The organism is Micromonospora echinospora (assembly GCF_014203425.1).
In the GTDB taxonomy this organism is placed as follows: Bacteria; Actinomycetota; Actinomycetes; order Mycobacteriales; family Micromonosporaceae; genus Micromonospora; species Micromonospora echinospora_A.
Genome location: NZ_JACHJC010000001.1, coordinates 6,513,654 through 6,530,194, shown reverse-complemented (window position 1 = coordinate 6,530,194; position 16,541 = coordinate 6,513,654). Strand labels below are relative to the sequence as shown.

At 73.2% G+C, this 16,541-nt stretch carries 15 protein-coding genes; 4 read left to right on the top strand and 11 right to left on the bottom strand.

Annotation, left to right across the window (positions count from 1 at the left end; all coding sequences use genetic code 11):
• Nucleotides 1-2: 2 nt before the first annotated feature.
• The 5 genes from rocD to FHU28_RS29345 form a co-directional block, all read right to left on the bottom strand.
• Nucleotides 3-1,217, bottom strand: a complete 1,215-nt coding sequence (gene rocD / locus FHU28_RS29365; protein WP_184690028.1) for an ornithine--oxo-acid transaminase — start codon at nt 1,215-1,217, stop codon at nt 3-5.
• The gene (gene ddaH / locus FHU28_RS29360) at nt 1,217-2,032 is read right to left on the bottom strand and encodes a dimethylargininase (protein ID WP_184690026.1); all 816 of its coding nucleotides are present in this window, start codon (nt 2,030-2,032) and stop codon (nt 1,217-1,219) included. The genes rocD and ddaH overlap by 1 nt, the downstream gene beginning before the upstream one ends.
• Before the next feature lie 286 nt (nt 2,033-2,318).
• Nucleotides 2,319-3,221 (bottom strand): thrombospondin, encoded by a 903-nt coding sequence (locus FHU28_RS29355; RefSeq protein WP_184688147.1) that lies wholly within the window; start codon nt 3,219-3,221, stop codon nt 2,319-2,321.
• Between the two features lie 133 nt (nt 3,222-3,354).
• The gene (locus FHU28_RS29350) at nt 3,355-4,812 is read right to left on the bottom strand and encodes an RICIN domain-containing protein (RefSeq protein WP_184688146.1); all 1,458 of its coding nucleotides are present in this window, start codon (nt 4,810-4,812) and stop codon (nt 3,355-3,357) included.
• A gap of 5 nt (nt 4,813-4,817) precedes the next feature.
• Nucleotides 4,818-5,573, bottom strand: coding sequence for a cellulose binding domain-containing protein (locus FHU28_RS29345; protein WP_184688144.1), 756 nt, complete (start codon nt 5,571-5,573; stop codon nt 4,818-4,820).
• A 277-nt stretch (nt 5,574-5,850) separates the two neighbouring features.
• On the opposite strand from FHU28_RS29345, the gene FHU28_RS29340 reads away from it, so the two are divergent.
• A complete protein-coding gene (locus tag FHU28_RS29340; RefSeq protein WP_184688142.1) occupies nt 5,851-6,660 on the top strand; it encodes an Fpg/Nei family DNA glycosylase in 810 nt (269 codons plus the stop codon).
• Between the two features lies 1 nt (nt 6,661).
• On the opposite strand, the gene FHU28_RS29335 is transcribed toward FHU28_RS29340, so the two are convergent.
• The 6 genes from FHU28_RS29335 to FHU28_RS29310 form a co-directional block, all read right to left on the bottom strand.
• A complete protein-coding gene (locus FHU28_RS29335) occupies nt 6,662-7,534 on the bottom strand; it encodes an aminoglycoside phosphotransferase family protein (RefSeq protein WP_184688141.1) in 873 nt (290 codons plus the stop codon).
• Nucleotides 7,535-7,579: 45 nt separating this feature from the next.
• Nucleotides 7,580-7,849 (bottom strand): hypothetical protein, encoded by a 270-nt coding sequence (locus FHU28_RS29330; protein WP_184688138.1) that lies wholly within the window; start codon nt 7,847-7,849, stop codon nt 7,580-7,582.
• A gap of 213 nt (nt 7,850-8,062) precedes the next feature.
• On the bottom strand, nt 8,063-9,217 hold the full coding sequence (locus FHU28_RS29325; RefSeq protein WP_184688136.1) for a hypothetical protein: 1,155 nt from the start codon (nt 9,215-9,217) through the stop codon (nt 8,063-8,065).
• A gap of 293 nt (nt 9,218-9,510) precedes the next feature.
• Nucleotides 9,511-10,932, bottom strand: coding sequence for a WGR domain-containing protein (locus tag FHU28_RS29320; RefSeq protein WP_184688133.1), 1,422 nt, complete (start codon nt 10,930-10,932; stop codon nt 9,511-9,513).
• Nucleotides 10,933-11,057: 125 nt separating this feature from the next.
• Nucleotides 11,058-12,431, bottom strand: a complete 1,374-nt coding sequence (locus FHU28_RS29315) for an FAD-dependent oxidoreductase (RefSeq protein ID WP_184688131.1) — start codon at nt 12,429-12,431, stop codon at nt 11,058-11,060.
• A gap of 41 nt (nt 12,432-12,472) precedes the next feature.
• Nucleotides 12,473-13,621 carry a carboxylate-amine ligase gene (locus FHU28_RS29310; protein ID WP_184688128.1) on the bottom strand — a complete coding sequence of 383 codons (1,149 nt, stop codon included), beginning with the start codon at nt 13,619-13,621 and terminating at the stop codon, nt 12,473-12,475.
• Nucleotides 13,622-13,809: 188 nt separating this feature from the next.
• Between FHU28_RS29310 and FHU28_RS29305 the strand changes: the two genes are divergently transcribed.
• From FHU28_RS29305 to FHU28_RS29295, 3 genes are all read left to right on the top strand, one after another.
• Nucleotides 13,810-14,085 carry a DUF6412 domain-containing protein gene (locus tag FHU28_RS29305; protein WP_184690024.1) on the top strand — a complete coding sequence of 92 codons (276 nt, stop codon included), beginning with the start codon at nt 13,810-13,812 and terminating at the stop codon, nt 14,083-14,085.
• 134 nt (nt 14,086-14,219) lie between these two features.
• Complete coding sequence (locus tag FHU28_RS29300) at nt 14,220-14,966, top strand: YidC/Oxa1 family membrane protein insertase (RefSeq protein WP_184688126.1); 747 nt, start codon at nt 14,220-14,222, stop codon at nt 14,964-14,966.
• A gap of 77 nt (nt 14,967-15,043) precedes the next feature.
• A complete protein-coding gene (locus FHU28_RS29295; RefSeq protein WP_184688124.1) occupies nt 15,044-16,468 on the top strand; it encodes a carbohydrate-binding protein in 1,425 nt (474 codons plus the stop codon).
• The last annotated feature ends 73 nt before the right edge of the window (nt 16,469-16,541 follow it).

Sequence of the window (16,541 nt, the reverse complement as noted above, 5' to 3'; positions counted from 1 at the left end):
CCTCAGGCGGCCAGCACGGCGGCGAGCTGCGCCACCGCGTGGTCGATCTCGTCCTCGGTGATCACCAGCGGCGGGGCGAGCCGGATGGTCGAGCCGTGCGTGTCCTTGGCGAGCACACCCCGCTCCATCAGCAGCTCGCACGCCTGCCGGCCGGTCATCAGCTCCGGGTCGATGTCCAGCCCGGCCCACAGGCCGCGCCCGCGTACCGCCACCAGGCCCTTGCCGATCAGGCCGCGCAGGCCGGCGTGCAGCCGCTCACCCAGCTCGGCCGAGCGCCGCTGGAACTCGCCGGTGGCCAGCAGCCGGACCACCTCGGTCGCGACCGCGCACGCAAGCGGGTTGCCGCCGAACGTCGAGCCGTGCTGGCCCGGCCGGAGCACGCCGAGCACGTCGGCGTTCGCGGCCACCGCCGAGACCGGCACGATGCCGCCGCCGAGCGCCTTGCCCAGCAGGTACATGTCCGGCTCGACGCCCTCGTGCTCGCAGGCGAACGTCGCGCCGGTGCGCCCCAGACCCGACTGGATCTCGTCGGCGACGAACAGCACGTTCCGCTCGGTGCAGACCCGGCGCACGCCCGGCAGGTAACCCTCCGGCGGCACCACGACGCCCTGCTCACCCTGGATCGGCTCCAGCAGCACGGCCACCGTGTTCTCGTCGATCGCCTCGGTCAGCGCGGCCAGGTCGCCGTAGGGGACCACTGTGAAACCCGGGGTGTACGGCCCGAAGTCGGCGCGCGCGTCCTCGTCGGTGGAGAAGCTGACGATGGTGGTCGTACGACCGTGGAAGTTGCCCTCCGCCACCACGATGTTGGCCTGGCCCGGCGTGACGCCCTTGACCTGGTAGCCCCACTTGCGGGCGACCTTGATGCCGGTCTCCACCGCCTCGGCGCCGGTGTTCATCGGCAGCACCAGGTCCTTGCCGCAGAGCGCGGCCAGCTCCCGGCAGAAGTCGGCGAACTGGTCGTGGATGAACGCCCGGCTGGTGAGCGTGAGCCGGTCGAGCTGCGCGTGGGCGGCCTCGATCAGCTTCGGGTGCCGATGGCCGAAGTTCAGCGCCGAGTATCCCGCCAGGCAGTCCAGGTAGCGGCGGCCGTCCACGTCGGTCAGCCAGGCGCCCTCGGCCGACGAGATCACCACGGGCAGCGGGTGGTAGTTGTGCGCCGTGTGACGCTCCGCGTCCCGGACCGCGGACGGAGTCCGCAGCATGTCGTCGATGATCACTTGCTCGCCTTTCCCTGACGGAGTCGCAACGTGCAGCACTTCGGTCCGCCGCCGGCCTTGCGCAGCTCGGACAGGTCGATGCCGATGGTCTCGTAGCCCCGGTCGCGCAGCTTCGCGGCGAGGTCGGTGGCCTGCGCGGGCAGCACCACGTGCCGGCCGTCGCTGACCGCGTTCAGCCCCAGCACCTCGGCGTCGGCCATGGTGGCGTGGATGGCGTCCGGGAACAGCCGGCGCAGCACCGCCCGGCTGCCGGGGGAGAACGCCTCCGGCAGGTACGCCACGGTGCGCTCGTCGAGCACGGTGAGCGCGGTGTCCAGGTGATAGAAGCGGGGGTCCACCAGCTGCATGGTCACCACCGGGTAGCCGAAGGTCTCCTGGAGCTGTGCGTGCGAGGCGTGCGCGGTGCGGAACCCGGTGCCGGCGAGCAGGTGGTCACCGGCCAGCAGGACGTCGCCCTCGCCCTCGTTGACGTGCTTCGGGTCGTACATCTCGAAGCCGGCGGCCTCGAACCAGGCCCGGTACGCGGGCGCCTCGTCGGCGCGCTGCGGGTCGCGGAACTGCACCGCCATGGCCTTGTCGTCGATCACGGTGCCGCCGTTCGCGGCGAAGACCATGTCCGGCAGGCCGGCGACCGGCTCGATCAGCTCGACCTCGTGGCCCAGGTCGAGGTACGTGCGGCAAAGCTGCTCCCACTGCCGGATCGCCAGGTCGGCGTCGACCGGGGCGGTCGGGTCCATCCACGGGTTGATCGCGTAGTCGACGGCGAAGTACGTCGGCCGGCACATCAAAAAGCGCTGGCGGATGGCGTCCATCGTCATGTCGTGCTCCCAGGGTCGGGCGCGCCCGGCCACCGTCGGCCCACGGGCTGGCGCCGTGGTCCAACGTTATGCGGCCCAGGTAGACGATATCCACCGCGAGAAGTTGCGTTCGGCAGCGAATCGTTGCGTTGAAGCGCTCAGCAGCGAACGATCATTGCGCCGACGCCGGACACACTTCGGGGGCGGCGAACCGCCGCCCCCGAAAGAGGTGTTGCCCGTCCGGTGAACCACCAGAACTGATCGGGCTCGCCGGCCCTGCCGGCGATCGGGACTGTGCCCGTCAGAACCAGCTGCCAAACTGTGAGTCAAGCCACTCGCGGAAGCGGCCCACCCAGTCGCCGTCGGTGGTCGGCCAGTCGAACTGGCCGGTCATCGCCACGATGCCGAGCACCACAGCGGCCAGGCCGACCACGATGCCGATCAGCGCGTCGGTCTTGCCCGCCACGTGCCGGCGACGGGTGGCGATCAGGCCCAGCACCGCCAACACGGCGCCGGCCGCGCCGACGCCGATGCCGTACCCGGCGAGCGTGCCGGAGAGCACGAACAGCGCGCCGACCACCGACACGATCAGGCCGAGCGTGGCGAGCAGGCTGGCCCGGGGACGCTTCGTGGTGTACGGCTCCGGCCGGTCCACCCGGCCGTCGCCGTCGGTGTCCGTACCGTCGGGGCGGCCGTCCCGGTCCAGGTCGGTGCGGTCCGGGCGGCCGTCGCGGTCCAGGTCGGTACGGTCGGCACGGCCGTCGCGGTCCAGGTCGGTGGTGCGCTCGACGGCGGGCGCCGCGCCGGCAGTCCGCGCGTCGGTCACCGGAACGGTCCGCGTGTCGGCGTCGGTCCGGCGGCCGGTGACCGCACGCGCCGCCGCGCCCCGGTCCGCGGCCCGCCGCCGCGCCTCCGCGTCCCGCTCGTCGTCGGCCGCCACGGTCCGGCCGTCGGTCGTCGCCGTCCGGCCGTCGGTGGTGGCGGCGCCGAGGTCGCGTGCGTCCCGGCCGGTCGCCGCCTCCCGGTCGCGCTCGTCGTCGGTGGCGGTGGCGGCGCTGCGGTACGTGGTCCGCTCCTCGTCGCGGTCGGTGACCACGGGCCGGTCGGCCGGCTGCTCGGCAGTCCGGTCGCGCTCGTCGACCACGCCGTCGCCGTTGGTATCGGTACTGGTCGCCGGAGGGTTCCGGCGGGACAAGATATTCACGATGGCACCTCCTGATCCAGGCGCGGAGGCCGCGCATGACAGGAAGGAAGTACCCAGGTGTGCCGAAATCGACACCCGCGGTCGCTCCGCACGCTCCGACGACCCGGCCGGAGCGTGCGGAGATCGCCGCCGGTCAGGACACGGTGCGTGACCACTGCTGGTTGGTGCCCGCACCGCAGGTGTACTGCTGGACGTCCGCGCCGTCGCCGGTGCCGGCGTTGACCACGTCCAGGCACTTGCCGCTGTGCCGGGCCCGCAGCTGGAACCAGCCGTCGCGCGCGGCCCACTGCCACTGCTGGTTGGCGCCGCTGCCGCAGGTGTACTGGATGATGTTGGCGCCGTCGGCGGTGCTCGCGTTGGCGACGTCGAGACACTTTCCGCTGGCGGCGTTGACGAGGCGGAACCAGCCGCCGCCGGCGTCCTGGAACTCCCACCTCTGGTTCCCGCCGCCGTTCCAGCTCCACTGCTTGACCTCGGCGTTGTTAGCCGTGGAGCCGTTGATCACGTCCAGCACCCGGCCGCTGTGCCGGGCCGTGACGCGGTGGTACGCGGGCGAGTTGCCGGTGACGGTGCCCGCCGCCGTGTCGACGGTGACGGACGGGTACCAGGTCAGGCTCATGCTGGTGGCGGTCGGGAAGCTGATCGGCAGCCACACGTACTGGGAGTCGTTGGCCGGGCCGCCCCACGCTCCGGCCCACCTGTCACCCAGATAGAGGTAGCTGGTGCCGGAGGTGCCCTGGATCGGCAGCACGAACGCCGGCTGCGAGTTGAACGTGGTGCCGTTGCCCACGTCGGTCCAGCCGCTCCACGGTCCCGAGATGCTGGGCGCGGTGGCGTACCGGGCCTGGTTCGGGCTCCAGCCCGTCGCCCCCGACGTCAGCAGGAAGTAGGTGCTGCCCCGCTTGAACATCGCCGGCGCCTCGCGGTGCGCGCCGTCCCAGAAGTTGCCCACCAGAGTGGCCACGTTGAGGTAGTCCGACGTGAGCCGGTAGATGTTCAGGTCGTAGTTGTCGTCGGCGGCCGAGATCATGTACGCGGTGCCGTTGTCGTTGTAGAGCGTGATGTCGCGGGACATGTGCTGTCCGAACGGCCGGAAGCTGCCTTGGTACGTGTAGGCGCCGTCCACAGTGGACGACGAGGCGACCGCCGCCCGCGCCTCGTTGTAGTCGGACCCGTTCTCCTTGTGCATCCACATCACGAACCGGCCGGTGGCGGCGTTGTAGATGACCTTCGGCCGTTCGATGTTGGAGACACGTAGTTCGGCCGCCGACGACTGGGTGAGCACGTTGTTGCGGAACTCCCAGGTGCGCAGGTCCGTCGAGCGGTAGACGGAGACCGCCCGGAACGTGTTGTCCGGGTTGCGGTTCTCGCCGAACCAGTAGTAGTAGTCGCCGACCTTGAGGACGCCGCCGCCGTGGGCGTGCACCACGGCGCCGGTGGTGTCGGTGAACTGGGTGCCGTTGGTGACCGTCACCGGCGCCGCCAGCGCGCCCGCCGCCGGTCCCAGCACCGTCGCCGCCAGGGCCACCGTGAGCGCCAGCCCGGCCGCCAAGAGGCGGCCGGTGCCGCCGGGTCGCGTCTTCCACCCCATGCCGGTCACCGCCCGCAGACCGGCGTTATGGTGGCGGGCGCCGCGCTGGCCGCCACGAGCAGGCCGAACGTGGTCGAAGCGCCGGGCGCCAGCGTGCCGTTCCAGGAGGCGTTACGGACCGCGACGTCCTGGCCGGAGCCCTCGGCCACCCCGCCCCAGATCGACTGGATGCGCTCGTCACCGGACCACCGCCACGAGACCAGCCAGCCCGGTACCGGCTCGGTGCCGTCGTTGCGCACCGTCACCGTGGCCACGAAGCCGCTGCCCCACCTGCTGTCGATGGTGGCCGTCGCGGAGCAGGTTCCCGACGTCCGGGCCGGTCCGCCGATGACGTACGGATCCCGTCCCCCCTTGGTGTCGCCGAACCGGAACCAGTACTCGGTGCCCGGGGCCAGGCCGCCGATCGTCACCGTCCCCGACCGTTCCGGCCCGGTGACCGCCTCGGCCACCGGGTCGCGCCACGCGGTGGCGTCCTCGCGGCTGGTGAAGAGGCTGACGAGGAGCGGCGGGTCGTAGCCGCAGGGCGGGCTGAGCACCATCCAGTAGGTGATGGTGAGGCTGGTCGTGGTGGCCCCGGTCACCTGGCCGGTGACCGGCAGCGCCGGCGGGCACGCGAACGTGGGCGTGGGTATGGGCGTCGGCGTCGCCGCCATGGCGGGCGTCACCGTCGTGGTGGCGGGCGACCGGACGACGCCGGACGAGGCGGCCCAGCCGGTCAGGGTGAGGGCGGCGGCCAGTGCCGCGCCGAGCGTACGGAGCATCTGTTTCTCCCGAGCTGGGGGCGCCGGGGGCGGTCGGCGCCGGAGTGGTGGTGGACCGCGATGTCGCCGCCGTAGCGGCACGGCGGAGCGCCGGAGAGGACTGCCCGGCACCGGGGTGGCGCATCACCCCGCGCTTGTCCCTCCGGCGAGATCGAGCGGCTCGCACTGGCTCCCGAGCGCTACCGCCGCCAGTCTTTCAGTCGACGGACATCGATTCAATGTCGTCCCAGGACCCGACGTCGCCGGCGGTCCGATCTGCTGACTACGCTTGGCCGTTGTGCCAGAGGGACACACCATCCACCGCCTCGCCGCCCGGCACGCCGAGCTGTTCGCGGGCGACAAGGTGCACGCAGACAGCCCGCAGGGGCGCTTCGCCGAGGGCGCGGCCCGCCTCAGCGGCACCGTCCTGGACGGCACCGAGGCGTACGGCAAGCACCTGCTGCACCACTACGCGGGTGAGCTGACGCTGCACGTCCACCTGGGGCTGTACGGGAAGTTCGCCGACGGGGCCGGGGAGCCGCCGGCCCCCGTCGGGCAGGTGCGGCTGCGCCTGCACAGCGATCGGAACTGGCTGGAGCTGCGTGGCCCGACCGCCTGCGAACTGCTGACCCCGCCCGAGGTGGCGGCGCTGCGCGACCGGCTCGGACCCGACCCGCTGCGCACCGACGCCGACCCCGACCGGGCGTACGCGCGGATCCGGCGCAGCCCCACCCCGCTCGCCGCGCTGCTGCTGGACCAGTCGGTGGTGGCCGGCACCGGCTTGATCTTCGTGACCGAGGCGCTGTTCCGGGCCGGCCTGCCGCCGCTGCTGCCGGGCCGCGACCTGAGCACGGCTGGCTGGGTCGAACTCTGGGCGGACCTGGTGACGCTGATGACCCGCGCGGTCGAGCGGGGCCGGATCGACACGGTGCGCGACGCCGACCTGCCGGAGGTCACCGGCCGGGCGCCGCGCGTCGACCGGCACGGTGGCGAGGTGTACGTCTACCGCCGCCCCGGCGCGCCCTGCCACGTCTGCGGCACCGAGGTGAGCCGGGGCACGCTGGCCGGGCGCAACCTGTACTGGTGCCCCACCTGCCAGGCGGGCTGACTCACATCTCGTCGAGCAGCCAGCGGGCCGCCTCGACATTGCCGGGGAAGACCTGGTCGCCGCCGATGCTCCAGGCCACCGTCTGGCCGATCGCCCAGCCGCGTACCCGCTCCCGGTCCAGGCCCAGCTCGGCGCTGAGGCGGTCGAGCCGGTGCCGGACGGCCGCCGGAGAGTGGCCCAGTTCGGCGCCGCGCACCAGCGGCACCACAGCGAACTCCCGCTCGCCGACGAGCGGCTTCGGGTCGATGACCAGCCACGGATCGCGTCCGGCCGCCAGGATGTTGCCGGCATGCAGGTCCTGGTTGACCAGCACCTGCTCACCCTGGCTCGGCGCCAGTTCGGTGAGCAGTCCGAGCGCGGCGTCGAGCAGTCGCCGCTCGTACGGGCGGTTGGCCCGCCGCCAGTTGCCCGGCATCCGCTCCGCCCAGCCGGCCGCCTCCTCGGCGAGCGGAGTGAACGGCGGCCCGGCCGGCACCCCGAGGCGGGGCAGCAGCTCGACCGCCACGTCCAGCGCGGCGTCGGGCGGCAGGCCGTACAGCGGGGTGCCGGGGTCGCAGCGCTCGACCAGCAGCGCGCGCCGGCCCGGGTCGTGGGCGAGCAGCCGGATCGCGCCCCGGCCGTCCCAGTGCGCCAACGCGGTGGCCCCGTGGCGGCTGTCGTCGTCCGGGTACTGGAGCTTCAGCACCGCCCGCGTCCCGTCGGGCATCGTCGCGGGCAGCGCGAGGGACGCGAACGCGTACCCGAACGGCGGCCCGATCGTCAGCTCCCACCGCGCGACGCACGCGGCGAGCCGGTCCGGCAGCTCCGCGAGCCACGCCCGCCCGGTCTCCGTCCGCTCGACCCAGCGCAGGCTCTCGGGAATGTCATACCGCATCCGGCCATCCTGGCCCAGCGAGGCGCCCAGCGCCGCCCGGCCCTCTCAGGGAACGCCGAACCTGCTCACCGGCGACGAGGTGGCCCAGATGGCCGCGTCTCCCCACCACCTCGCCGAGGTGGCGGCATCATCACCCATGATCACCACCAGTTCGGCGAGATGGTGGTGTCGCGGAGCCGCTGATGCCACCACCTCGGCGAGCTGGTGTTGATCAAGCTCGGCGCTGTTGGCCTGCGGGCACCGCTCGGCACCGGTGTCGACCAAGGGGTTCGTGTCACCGGAGCGCGAGGAACCCGTCCCAAACTCCTTGATCAACTAGCGGGCATGGAGGGGCTGGTGCGGGGTGTGGGCCGGGCGGGGGTGTCGGTGTGACCTGACGCCGGGGAGCCGGGCCGGGGAAGTCGTCGTGCCCGGCCCGTGCCCGTCGGTCCACCGCCCGTCCGGGACGGTAATCATGCCCGGCTTTACCGCGCGTCCGGCCTGCGGTGCGTCCGGCTTACCGTGCGTCCGGTCGGCCGTGCGTCCGGCCTACCGCCCGTTCGGGGTTTGGGTAGGGCGGCGTCGGCGAGCCAGCAGCATCAAACCGGCGCCGACGATCATGAGAGCCGCGCCGCCGGCCACCAGCGGGGCGGTGGCGGCACCGGTGATCGGAAGCCCGCCGGTGCCGCCACCGGCGGTGCCGCCGCCACCGCCCCCGCCGCCGTCGGGCCGCGGCTCGCCGCCGGGTGTCGACACGCGTACGGTGACCACCTCGGAGACGCCCACCAGCGCCGGGTCCTGGTTGGGAATGACCACCCGGTAGCGAAGGGTGCCGGGCGTTTTCGGTGTGACGGCCATGCGATACGCGCCGAGGTCATTGCTCGACGTGCCGGCCACCTTCCGCCACGTCCGGCCCTGAAGTTGCTGAAGCTGGAGCTGCCACGAGGCGGCGGGCTTGACCATGCCGGTGAAGGTGACTGTGGTGCCCGGAGTGACCGTGGTGCGGTTCGCTTTCACCGCGACGATCGGCTTCACCCGAGGGTGGAGAGTCCTGACGACGATGTAGTCCGGTGCGACCGCGGTGTTCGAGGGCCGCACGATGCCGACGCACCTTACGAAGGGGTCGCCCTTCGGGTAGAGGCGGGAGAACGTGCCGTCGGCCCGGGTGGTGCCGTTTGGCTCGCTGCGAAGTTCCCAGCAGGCGTTGTCGCTGCCGAAGAAGATTGGCTGGTTGCCGATGCCCTCGCCGGTGTCCTCGTAGTAGAACCGCCCCTCCACCGTCAGCGGGCCGTCACCGACCAGCGGATCCGGGCTGAGGCGCATGGTGACAGCGGGCCGGTGGGTGCCGGTGACGACGAGGGTGGTGTCCGCCGAGGCGGGCGGGTCGACGTCGAGCCGGTTGGCGGCGGCGTCCACGGCGACCAGGCGGCTGACCTCCCAGGTGCCGTTCCAGGTCGACGGCACCTGGATCGTCGCGCTCCAGGTGCCGTCCTGCGGGGTGCCGGCGGTGAGCGACAGCTCGGCACCGTCGGCGCGGTCGGAACCGACGAGACGCAGAGCGACCGACGGCACCATGGTGCCGTCCATCTCGGTGCTCGGCACGACGCCGGTGTCGTCGGTCAGGTGCGCGCTCACCGTCACCGGCACCAGGTCGACGCCCGCGACGGAGACCGCGTCGGGGGAAACCGTGACGTCCACAAGCACCGGTGGCGTCTGGTCCGCCGCGGCGGCCGGGGAAGCCGTGGCGGCTGCGGTAGGCCCGGCGGTTGCGGGAGGTGCAGCCGCGGCGACTCCGCCGGGTAGCAGGAGGAGAACCGTCGCAGTCACGCGCCACACTCGCATGTCGGTGCCCCTTCCGAGGTCGACCCGTAACGGAGAGTTGTCCTGTCGGTACCGTACTCCGTCGATGCGTTGCCGGCTGCCCCGTCGACCTGTCGATTCGCCGGGACGGTCGGCCGAGGCCCTCGGCCGACCCGCCCTCCGACCCGGCCGGCGGCTCACCGCAGCCGGCGGATGTCCCCGTACGCCCGGTAGAAGCCGCCCCGGCCGGACTCGCGGATCTCGGTGACCAGGAAGCGCGCGCCCGGCTCGCGGATGCCCTTGGGGAACTGCACCGGCCAGTCCCGCCGGTAGCCGTCGGCCAGGACGTGGACGCGCAGCCGACCGCCCTGATCGACGCACTGCACCAGCACCCCGTCGCGGTCGTCGGTGGTCACCTCGACAGACGTCCAGGCGGCCGGTTCGGGCAGCCGGGCCGGCGCCTTGACGTCGACCACGTCCGGCACGCTGCCGGCCTCGGCCGCCCGGATCGCCGCCTCGCTCGCGTCGATGCAGGCCAGGTGGCCGCTCGTGGTGACCACGTAGAGCCGGTTGTCGTGGTACTGCATCGAGTACGCCGAGCCGCAGCCGGTGCCCAGCTTCCACAGCCGGTTGCCGGCGTGGTCGAAGCAGTAGATCGAGGACGCGCTGTCGCCCGCGAACACGTACCGGCCGCCCTCGGCGGTGGCGCAGGAGAAGACCGCGGCGTCGCAGCGGTACGTCTGCTCGGTCCGGCCGTCCTTACGCAGGCGGACCACCTCGCGGGTGCCGGTGCCGGCGAACACGGCGTCCCGCTCCTGCCAGCCGAACAGGACCGCCCCGGTGGCGGTGTGCCACAGTTCGCGGCCGGTACGCCAGTCGTAGCCGGTGACCCCCTGCGAGTGGCCGTGGTAGATCGCGTCGGCGTCGCAGCGCACCATCCACGCGGACCGGCCCCGTCCCGGCCGGCGCCAGAGGAACTCGTCCTCGTGGTCGACCGCCGCGATGCCGCCGTCGCGATCGGACACGCCCAGCACGCCGTCGTGGATGTCCAGCCAGTAGATGTCGATCTCCGGCGCGATCGCGTACGCCGCGCGCGGCACCTTGCCGGACAGGTCGTAGACGTTGCCGTCGTCGCAGCCGGCGTAGACCCAGGCGTCGTCGGCGACGATGCACTTCACCCCGTCGGGGAGCCGGACCTGGTTGACCAGCCGGGCGTCGTGGTCGAGCGTGGTGATCACACCGTGCTCGTTGCCGACCATGCAGTGCCGGTCGTCGACGAAGATGCCGAAGGCGGGGGCGCCCGAGGCGTACCGCCAGAGGACCGGCGCGGTGCGGGCGGTGGAGCGGGTGCTGACGATCTGCCGGCGCGAGACCGTCCGCTTCTGGCGTACGCCGGGCACCGCCGGGGCGTACCCCTTGCGGACCTTCTCGCCGATCTTCTTCGCGGCGGCGGCGCGGGCGCGGGCGTTGTCCGGGTAGGTGCTCGTCTTCACCTGGCCCTGGTCGCCGATGCGCCCGTAGCGCACGGTCATCGCGGTGTCGTCGACCACCACCTCGTAGAACTTGTGCGCTCCACCGTCCACTTCGGACAGTTCGAGGTAGGTCGTCTCCTGGGACATCTGGGTATACCTCCGAGGGGAAGTGCCGGACCGGCAGCGCGCACACGCTAACGCCGGGCACCGACAAATCCAGGTGTCAAGAAGGGGCCCTTCCTCTACCGGAGGCGTTAAGAGGGGGCCCTTCCTTACACAGCGGCGAGGGCGTCGACGGCCTTGCGGGCGGCGATCAGCACCGGGTCCCACACCGGGGCGTACGGCGGCGCGTACCCCAGGTCGAGCGCCGTCATCTCGTCCACAGTCATGCCGTTCCACAGCGCCACGGCGAGCGCGTCGATCCGCTTGGCCGCCTCGGACCAGCCGACGATCTGCGCCCCGAGCAACCGCCCGCTGGGCCGCTCGGCGAGCAGCTTGACGGTCATCGGCCGGGAGCCGGGGTAGTAGCCGGCCCGGTTCGTCGACTGCGCCAGCACTGTGACGAACTCGAAGCCGGCCTCCAGCGCGTCCCGCTCGCGCAGCCCGGTCCGGCCCACCTCCAGTTCGCAGACCTTGGTCACGGCGGTGCCGATCACGCCGGGGAAGGTGGCGTACCCGCCGCCGATGTTGATGCCGGCAACCCGGCCCTGCTTGTTGGCGTGCGTGCCGAGCGGGACGTGCACGGGCATGCCGCTGACCCGGTGCAGGGACTCCACGCAGTCACCGGCCGCCCAGACGCCGGGCGCGCCCGGCACCCGCATCCGGCGGTCCGTCCGGACGCCGCCGGAGGGGCCGATCGGCAGGCCGGCGGCCTCGGCGAGCGCGGTGTTGGGGCGTACCCCGAGACCCAGCACCACGACGTCCGCCGGGACGGGCCCTTCGTCGGTGACCACCGCGGAGATCCGGCCGTCCCGTTCCTCCAGGCCGGTGACGGTGAGGCCGGTGCGGACGCCGATGCCGGTGGCGCGCATCGCCTCGGCCACCAGCTCGCCCATGTCCGGGTCGACTGTGGCCATCGGCTGGTCGGCCTGCTCGACGAGTTGGACCGAGAGGCCGCGCTGCACGAGCGCCTCGGCCATCTCGACGCCGACGTAGCCGCCGCCGACCACCACCGCGCGCCGGGGGCGGGGCTCGCTCTCCAGCCAGTGGATGAGCGCCGCGCCGTCGTCCAGCGTCTGCACACCGAACACCCCGGCCACGTCGTCGCGCGTCCAGTCCGGTTGCACCGGGGACGCGCCGGTGGCGTACACCAGGGTGTCGAAACCGGCGCGGACCTCGCCGCCGCCGTCCAGGTCCCGCGCGAGCACCTCGCGGCGGTCCAGGTCGATGGCGGTGACCTCGTGCCGGGTACGGACCTCGATGCCGAACTCGTCGCGGAAGGTCTTCGGATCGCGGGCGATCAACTCGTCCCGCTCCTGCACCACACCGCTGACCCAGTAGGGGATGCCGCACGCCGAGTAGGAGGTGAAGTGCCCCCGCTCGAACGCGACGATCTCCAGGTCGGACCGGTCGCGGCGGCGCCGTGCCTGCGACGCCGCCGACATGCCGGCGGCGTCGCCGCCGATGACGATCATGCGCTCCGCCACGCCGCCCATCCTGTCACGCCGGGCCCCGGCCGCGCGGCCGCTCAGCCACGGGTCTGGCGTGCCACGTCCGTGACCACGTCGACGAGCCGTCCGGTACGCGCGAACACCGCGCGCTGCCGCGCCGCGCCGCTGCCGTGCCGGCGCAGCCCGCCCAGCAGGTCGGTCACCCGGTCCAGGTCGCCGTGCCGTTCCAGTTCCGGGCGCAGCCGGTCGACCAGCCGGTCCAGCAGCTCCCAGGCCGGGCGCAGCTCACCGTCGGTCAGGTCGACGCCCTCGCCCTCCAGCCCGTCGTGGGCCGCACGCCAGTGCGCCGCCACCAGCAGGTGGTGGTCGGTGTTGACCGCCGGACGGCCGGCGGCGATGTCGGTGAGCGCGGTGGCGACGAGCGCGCGGACCAGCGCGGCGACGAGCACCGCGTCGTCCACGGACGGGCAGACGTCGCCGATGCGGATCTCCACCGTGGGGTACTTGGCGGAGAGCCGGGCGTACCAGTAGAGCATTCCCTCGTCCAGCATCACGCCGCTGGCGATGAGCTGCCGGATCAGCCGCTCGTAGTGCTCGTGCGACTCCAGGTACGGGGTGGGCGCGACCGACGGCCAGCGTTCCCACTCGACCGAGCGCCAGCTCGCGTACCCGGTGTCCTCGCCCCGGGCGAACGGGGAGTTCGCGGTGACCGCCTGCAGGATCGGCAGCCACGGCCGGACGTGGTTGAGCACCTGCACGCCGGTGTCCGGGTCCGGGATGCCCACGTGCACGTGCATGCCGTTGTTGCCGGGGCCGGGCACCAGGAGCCGGAACCGCTCGATCATCCGGTCGAAGCGGGGCTTGTCCACCACCGGCGGCACCGGCCCGTCGACCGGTCCGGTGCCGATCGCGAGCAGCCGTACGCCGGCCCGCTCGGCCGCGTCGGCCAGCTCGGCGCGGAGCATCGACAGCGAGTGCCGGATCGAGGACAGGTCGAGCCCAGGCGGGCTGCCGATCTCGATCTGGCTGGTCTGGAACTCGCGCTCCACCTGGCCGCGCAGCTCCGCCGGCACCTGCTCCATGACCAGGTCGACGGCGGGCACGGCGGTGCCGGTGTGCGGGTCGGCGAGCAGGAACTCCTCCTCGACGCCGACTGTCAGCAGGTCGGTCCCGCCGGTCTCGGCGCTCCGTTCCCGCTCCGCCACTGAGCCGCTCATCGTCACCACCGTCTCTCCGGACCGCTCGCGGCACCGTGCCGCGTGGTCGAGGCCCTGTTACCCACCGTGTCCGTGCCGGGAAACGCGCCGGGCGGCGTGTCGGCGCCGGTTCGTCCGTTCGGGGCCGCGCGCCGCCGGTGTGCGCGCAGGGGGCAGCAGGGCGTGACACGGCGGGCTACCGTGGTCGCGTGGCGGGGATGCTGGCGGTGCTGACGGGGACGTGGGCGTACGCCCTCGCCCTGTTCGCCGACCGGCCGGTCGGGCTGCTCGCCGGCGCGGCGGTCGTCGCCGCGCTGCTGCTGGCCACCCTGCTCGCGCTGCGGGTCCGCGCACTGCCCGCGCCGCCCGGCACCCGGTTCGCCGCCGCGCTGCGGGCCCGGGCCCGCCGTCGCGGGGTGCCCCGGCAGGTCGACCCCGACGCCCCGGGCCGTCCGCGCCCCCGCGCGCCGGGGCTGCGCCCCTCGGCCGCGTAGCCACCGCCCGGCCCGCATCGGCGGGTCGCCGGCACCTGTGCCCCGGCTTTCGCGGCCGATTCCGTCGTCATCCGTCCCGCCGCGCGGCACGTCGCCGCCCGGGACACCCGGAATCGCCACCGAGGGGTCCACCCATGCTCGCCTTCGCACCGTTGCACTCCGCGGCCTCGGCCGCGGCCACCGTCGTCACCTGGCTCGCCGACGTGCTCGCCCCGCTCACCGGCGGCGCCGCTACGGCCGCCGCCATCGTCCTGTTCACCGCCGCCGTCCGGCTGCTGATCTCGCCGCTGACAGTGGCCCAGGTCCGCGGGGAGCGGCGTCGTACCGCGCTCGCCCCCGAGGTGCGGGAACTCCAGCGCCGGTACGCCGACGATCCGGCCCGCCTGCAGAGCGAGGTGCTCGCGCTCTACCGCAACGCCGGGGCCAGTCCCGTCGCGGGCTGCCTGCCGGCGCTGTTGCAGGCGCCGTTCTTCCTGGTCATGTACCGCGTGTTCGCCACCGGTGACGGCGCGCCGCAGCTGCTGGGGGAGCGGCTCGCCGGCGTACCGCTGGGGTGGCACCTCGGCGACGGGCTGTCCGGCCCGGTGCCGCTGGTGTTCGGGGTGCTGCTGGCCGCGCTGCTCGCGCTGGCCTGGTGGTCGTCGCGGCGGATGCGCCGGGCGGCGGCCGCCACCGGCACGGTGGCCGGGACGCCCACCGAGGGTCCGGGCGCGGCGGTGCTCGGGCGGCTGCTGCCGCTGCTGCCGTACGGCACGGTGCTGGTGGCGCTCGTGGTGCCGCTGGCGGCCGTGCTCTATCTGGTCACCACCACGGCGTGGACCGCGCTGGAGCAGGTGGTGCTGCGTCGCCCGCAGCCGGCGGCAGCCATCGACAAGCGTTGACAAGTGCGGGGGCGGGGCGTAGAAATCGCCTCAGAGAGCGCTCTCCCGGACCCGTCCCCCGCAGAGAGGCACCCCGAATGAACCCGATCCCGGCGGCTCCGGCCGCCTCCGCCACCGTGCCCCGAGCACGCCGCCGCCTTGCCCTCGCCGCGGGCGTCCTGGCGCTCACCACAGCGCTCGCGGGCGTCTCGATGACCGCCCAGGCGGCAGTGCCGCCGACGCCGTCGGGCTGGAGCCTGGTGTGGAGCGACGACTTCACCGGCTCGGCCGGCACGCTGCCCTCGTCCGCCAACTGGATCATCGACACCGGCACCAGCTACCCGGGCGGACCGGCCAACTGGGGCACCGGCGAGATCCAGACCTACACCTCCAGCACCGCCAATCTGGCCCACGACGGCTCGGGCAACCTGCGCATCACGCCGCTGCGCGACTCGGCCGGCCGCTGGACCTCGGCCCGGATCGAGACGGTGCGTTCGAACTTCAAGGCGCCGGCCGGCGGCGTGCTGGCCCTGGAGGGCCGGATCCAGATGCCGAACGTGACAGGCGCGGCGGCGTCCGGGTACTGGCCGGCGTTCTGGGCGCTCGGCTCGCCGTACCGGGGCAACTACCAGAACTGGCCGGGCATCGGCGAGTTCGACGTGATGGAGAACGTCAACGGGATCAACTCGGTCTGGGGCGTGCTGCACTGCGGTGTCGCGCCGGGCGGCCCGTGCGGGGAGTTCAACGGCATCGGCGCGTCCCGGGCCTGCCCGGGCAGCACCTGCCAGTCGGCGTTCCACACCTACCGGTTCGAGTGGGACGCCTCGGTCAGCCCGCAGCAACTGCGCTGGTACGTCGACGGCCAGCTCTTCCACACCGTCGGGCAGAACCAGATCGGTGAGCCGTACTGGAGTCAGATGACCAGCCACGCCGGCTACTTCCTGCTGCTCAACGTGGCGATGGGCGGCGGCTTCCCGGACGGCGTGGCCGGATCGGCGACGCCCACCGCGTCGACCGTGTCGGGCCGGTCGATGCTCGTCGACTACGTGGCCGTCTACACCCGGGGTGGCGGGAGCAATCCGTCGCCGACCCCGACCACGCCGCCGCCGGGCGGGGTGCGCGACGCGTACGCGACGATCCAGGCCGAGTCGTTCAACGCGCAAAACGGCGTGCAGGTGGAGACGTGCGCCGAGGGTGGCCAGGACATCGGCTGGCTCGCCAACGGCGACTGGGCCCGCTACGACAACGTCGACTTCGGCTCCACGCCGCCGCGCGACTTCGTGGCCCGGGTGGCCTCCGGAGCGGCGTCCGGGGTGAGCGGGCTGGTGGAGGTCCGGGTGGACAGCCCGACCGCGCCGCCGATCGGCAGTTTCGCGGTCGGCAACACCGGCGGCTGGCAGACCTGGCGCTCGGTGCCGGGCAACGTCAGCGCGGTGACCGGGCGGCACACCGTCTACCTGACGTTCAGCAGCGGCCAGCCGTCGGACTTCGTCAACGTCAACTGGTTCACCTTCCGCCGCTGAGCCCGGTCGGGACGCGACCCGGGCCCCGGCCCGGGTCGCGTCGAACCGGTGCTGGACAGAAACAGTTAACACT

Bases quoted from the DNA above. Each gene is read 5' to 3' on its own strand.
- ddaH (WP_184690026.1), bottom strand. From the start codon at position 2,032: ATGGACGCCATCCGCCAGCGCTTTTTGATGTGCCGGCCGACGTACTTC.
- FHU28_RS29300 (WP_184688126.1), top strand. From the start codon at position 14,220: ATGCTCGCCTTCGCACCGTTGCACTCCGCGGCCTCGGCCGCGGCCACC.
- FHU28_RS29335 (WP_184688141.1), bottom strand. From the start codon at position 7,534: ATGCGGTATGACATTCCCGAGAGCCTGCGCTGGGTCGAGCGGACGGAG.
- FHU28_RS29320 (WP_184688133.1), bottom strand. From the start codon at position 10,932: ATGTCCCAGGAGACGACCTACCTCGAACTGTCCGAAGTGGACGGTGGA.
- FHU28_RS29345 (WP_184688144.1), bottom strand. From the start codon at position 5,573: ATGCTCCGTACGCTCGGCGCGGCACTGGCCGCCGCCCTCACCCTGACC.
- FHU28_RS29350 (WP_184688146.1), bottom strand. From the start codon at position 4,812: ATGGGGTGGAAGACGCGACCCGGCGGCACCGGCCGCCTCTTGGCGGCC.
- FHU28_RS29305 (WP_184690024.1), top strand. From the start codon at position 13,810: ATGCTGGCGGTGCTGACGGGGACGTGGGCGTACGCCCTCGCCCTGTTC.
- FHU28_RS29295 (WP_184688124.1), top strand. From the start codon at position 15,044: ATGAACCCGATCCCGGCGGCTCCGGCCGCCTCCGCCACCGTGCCCCGA.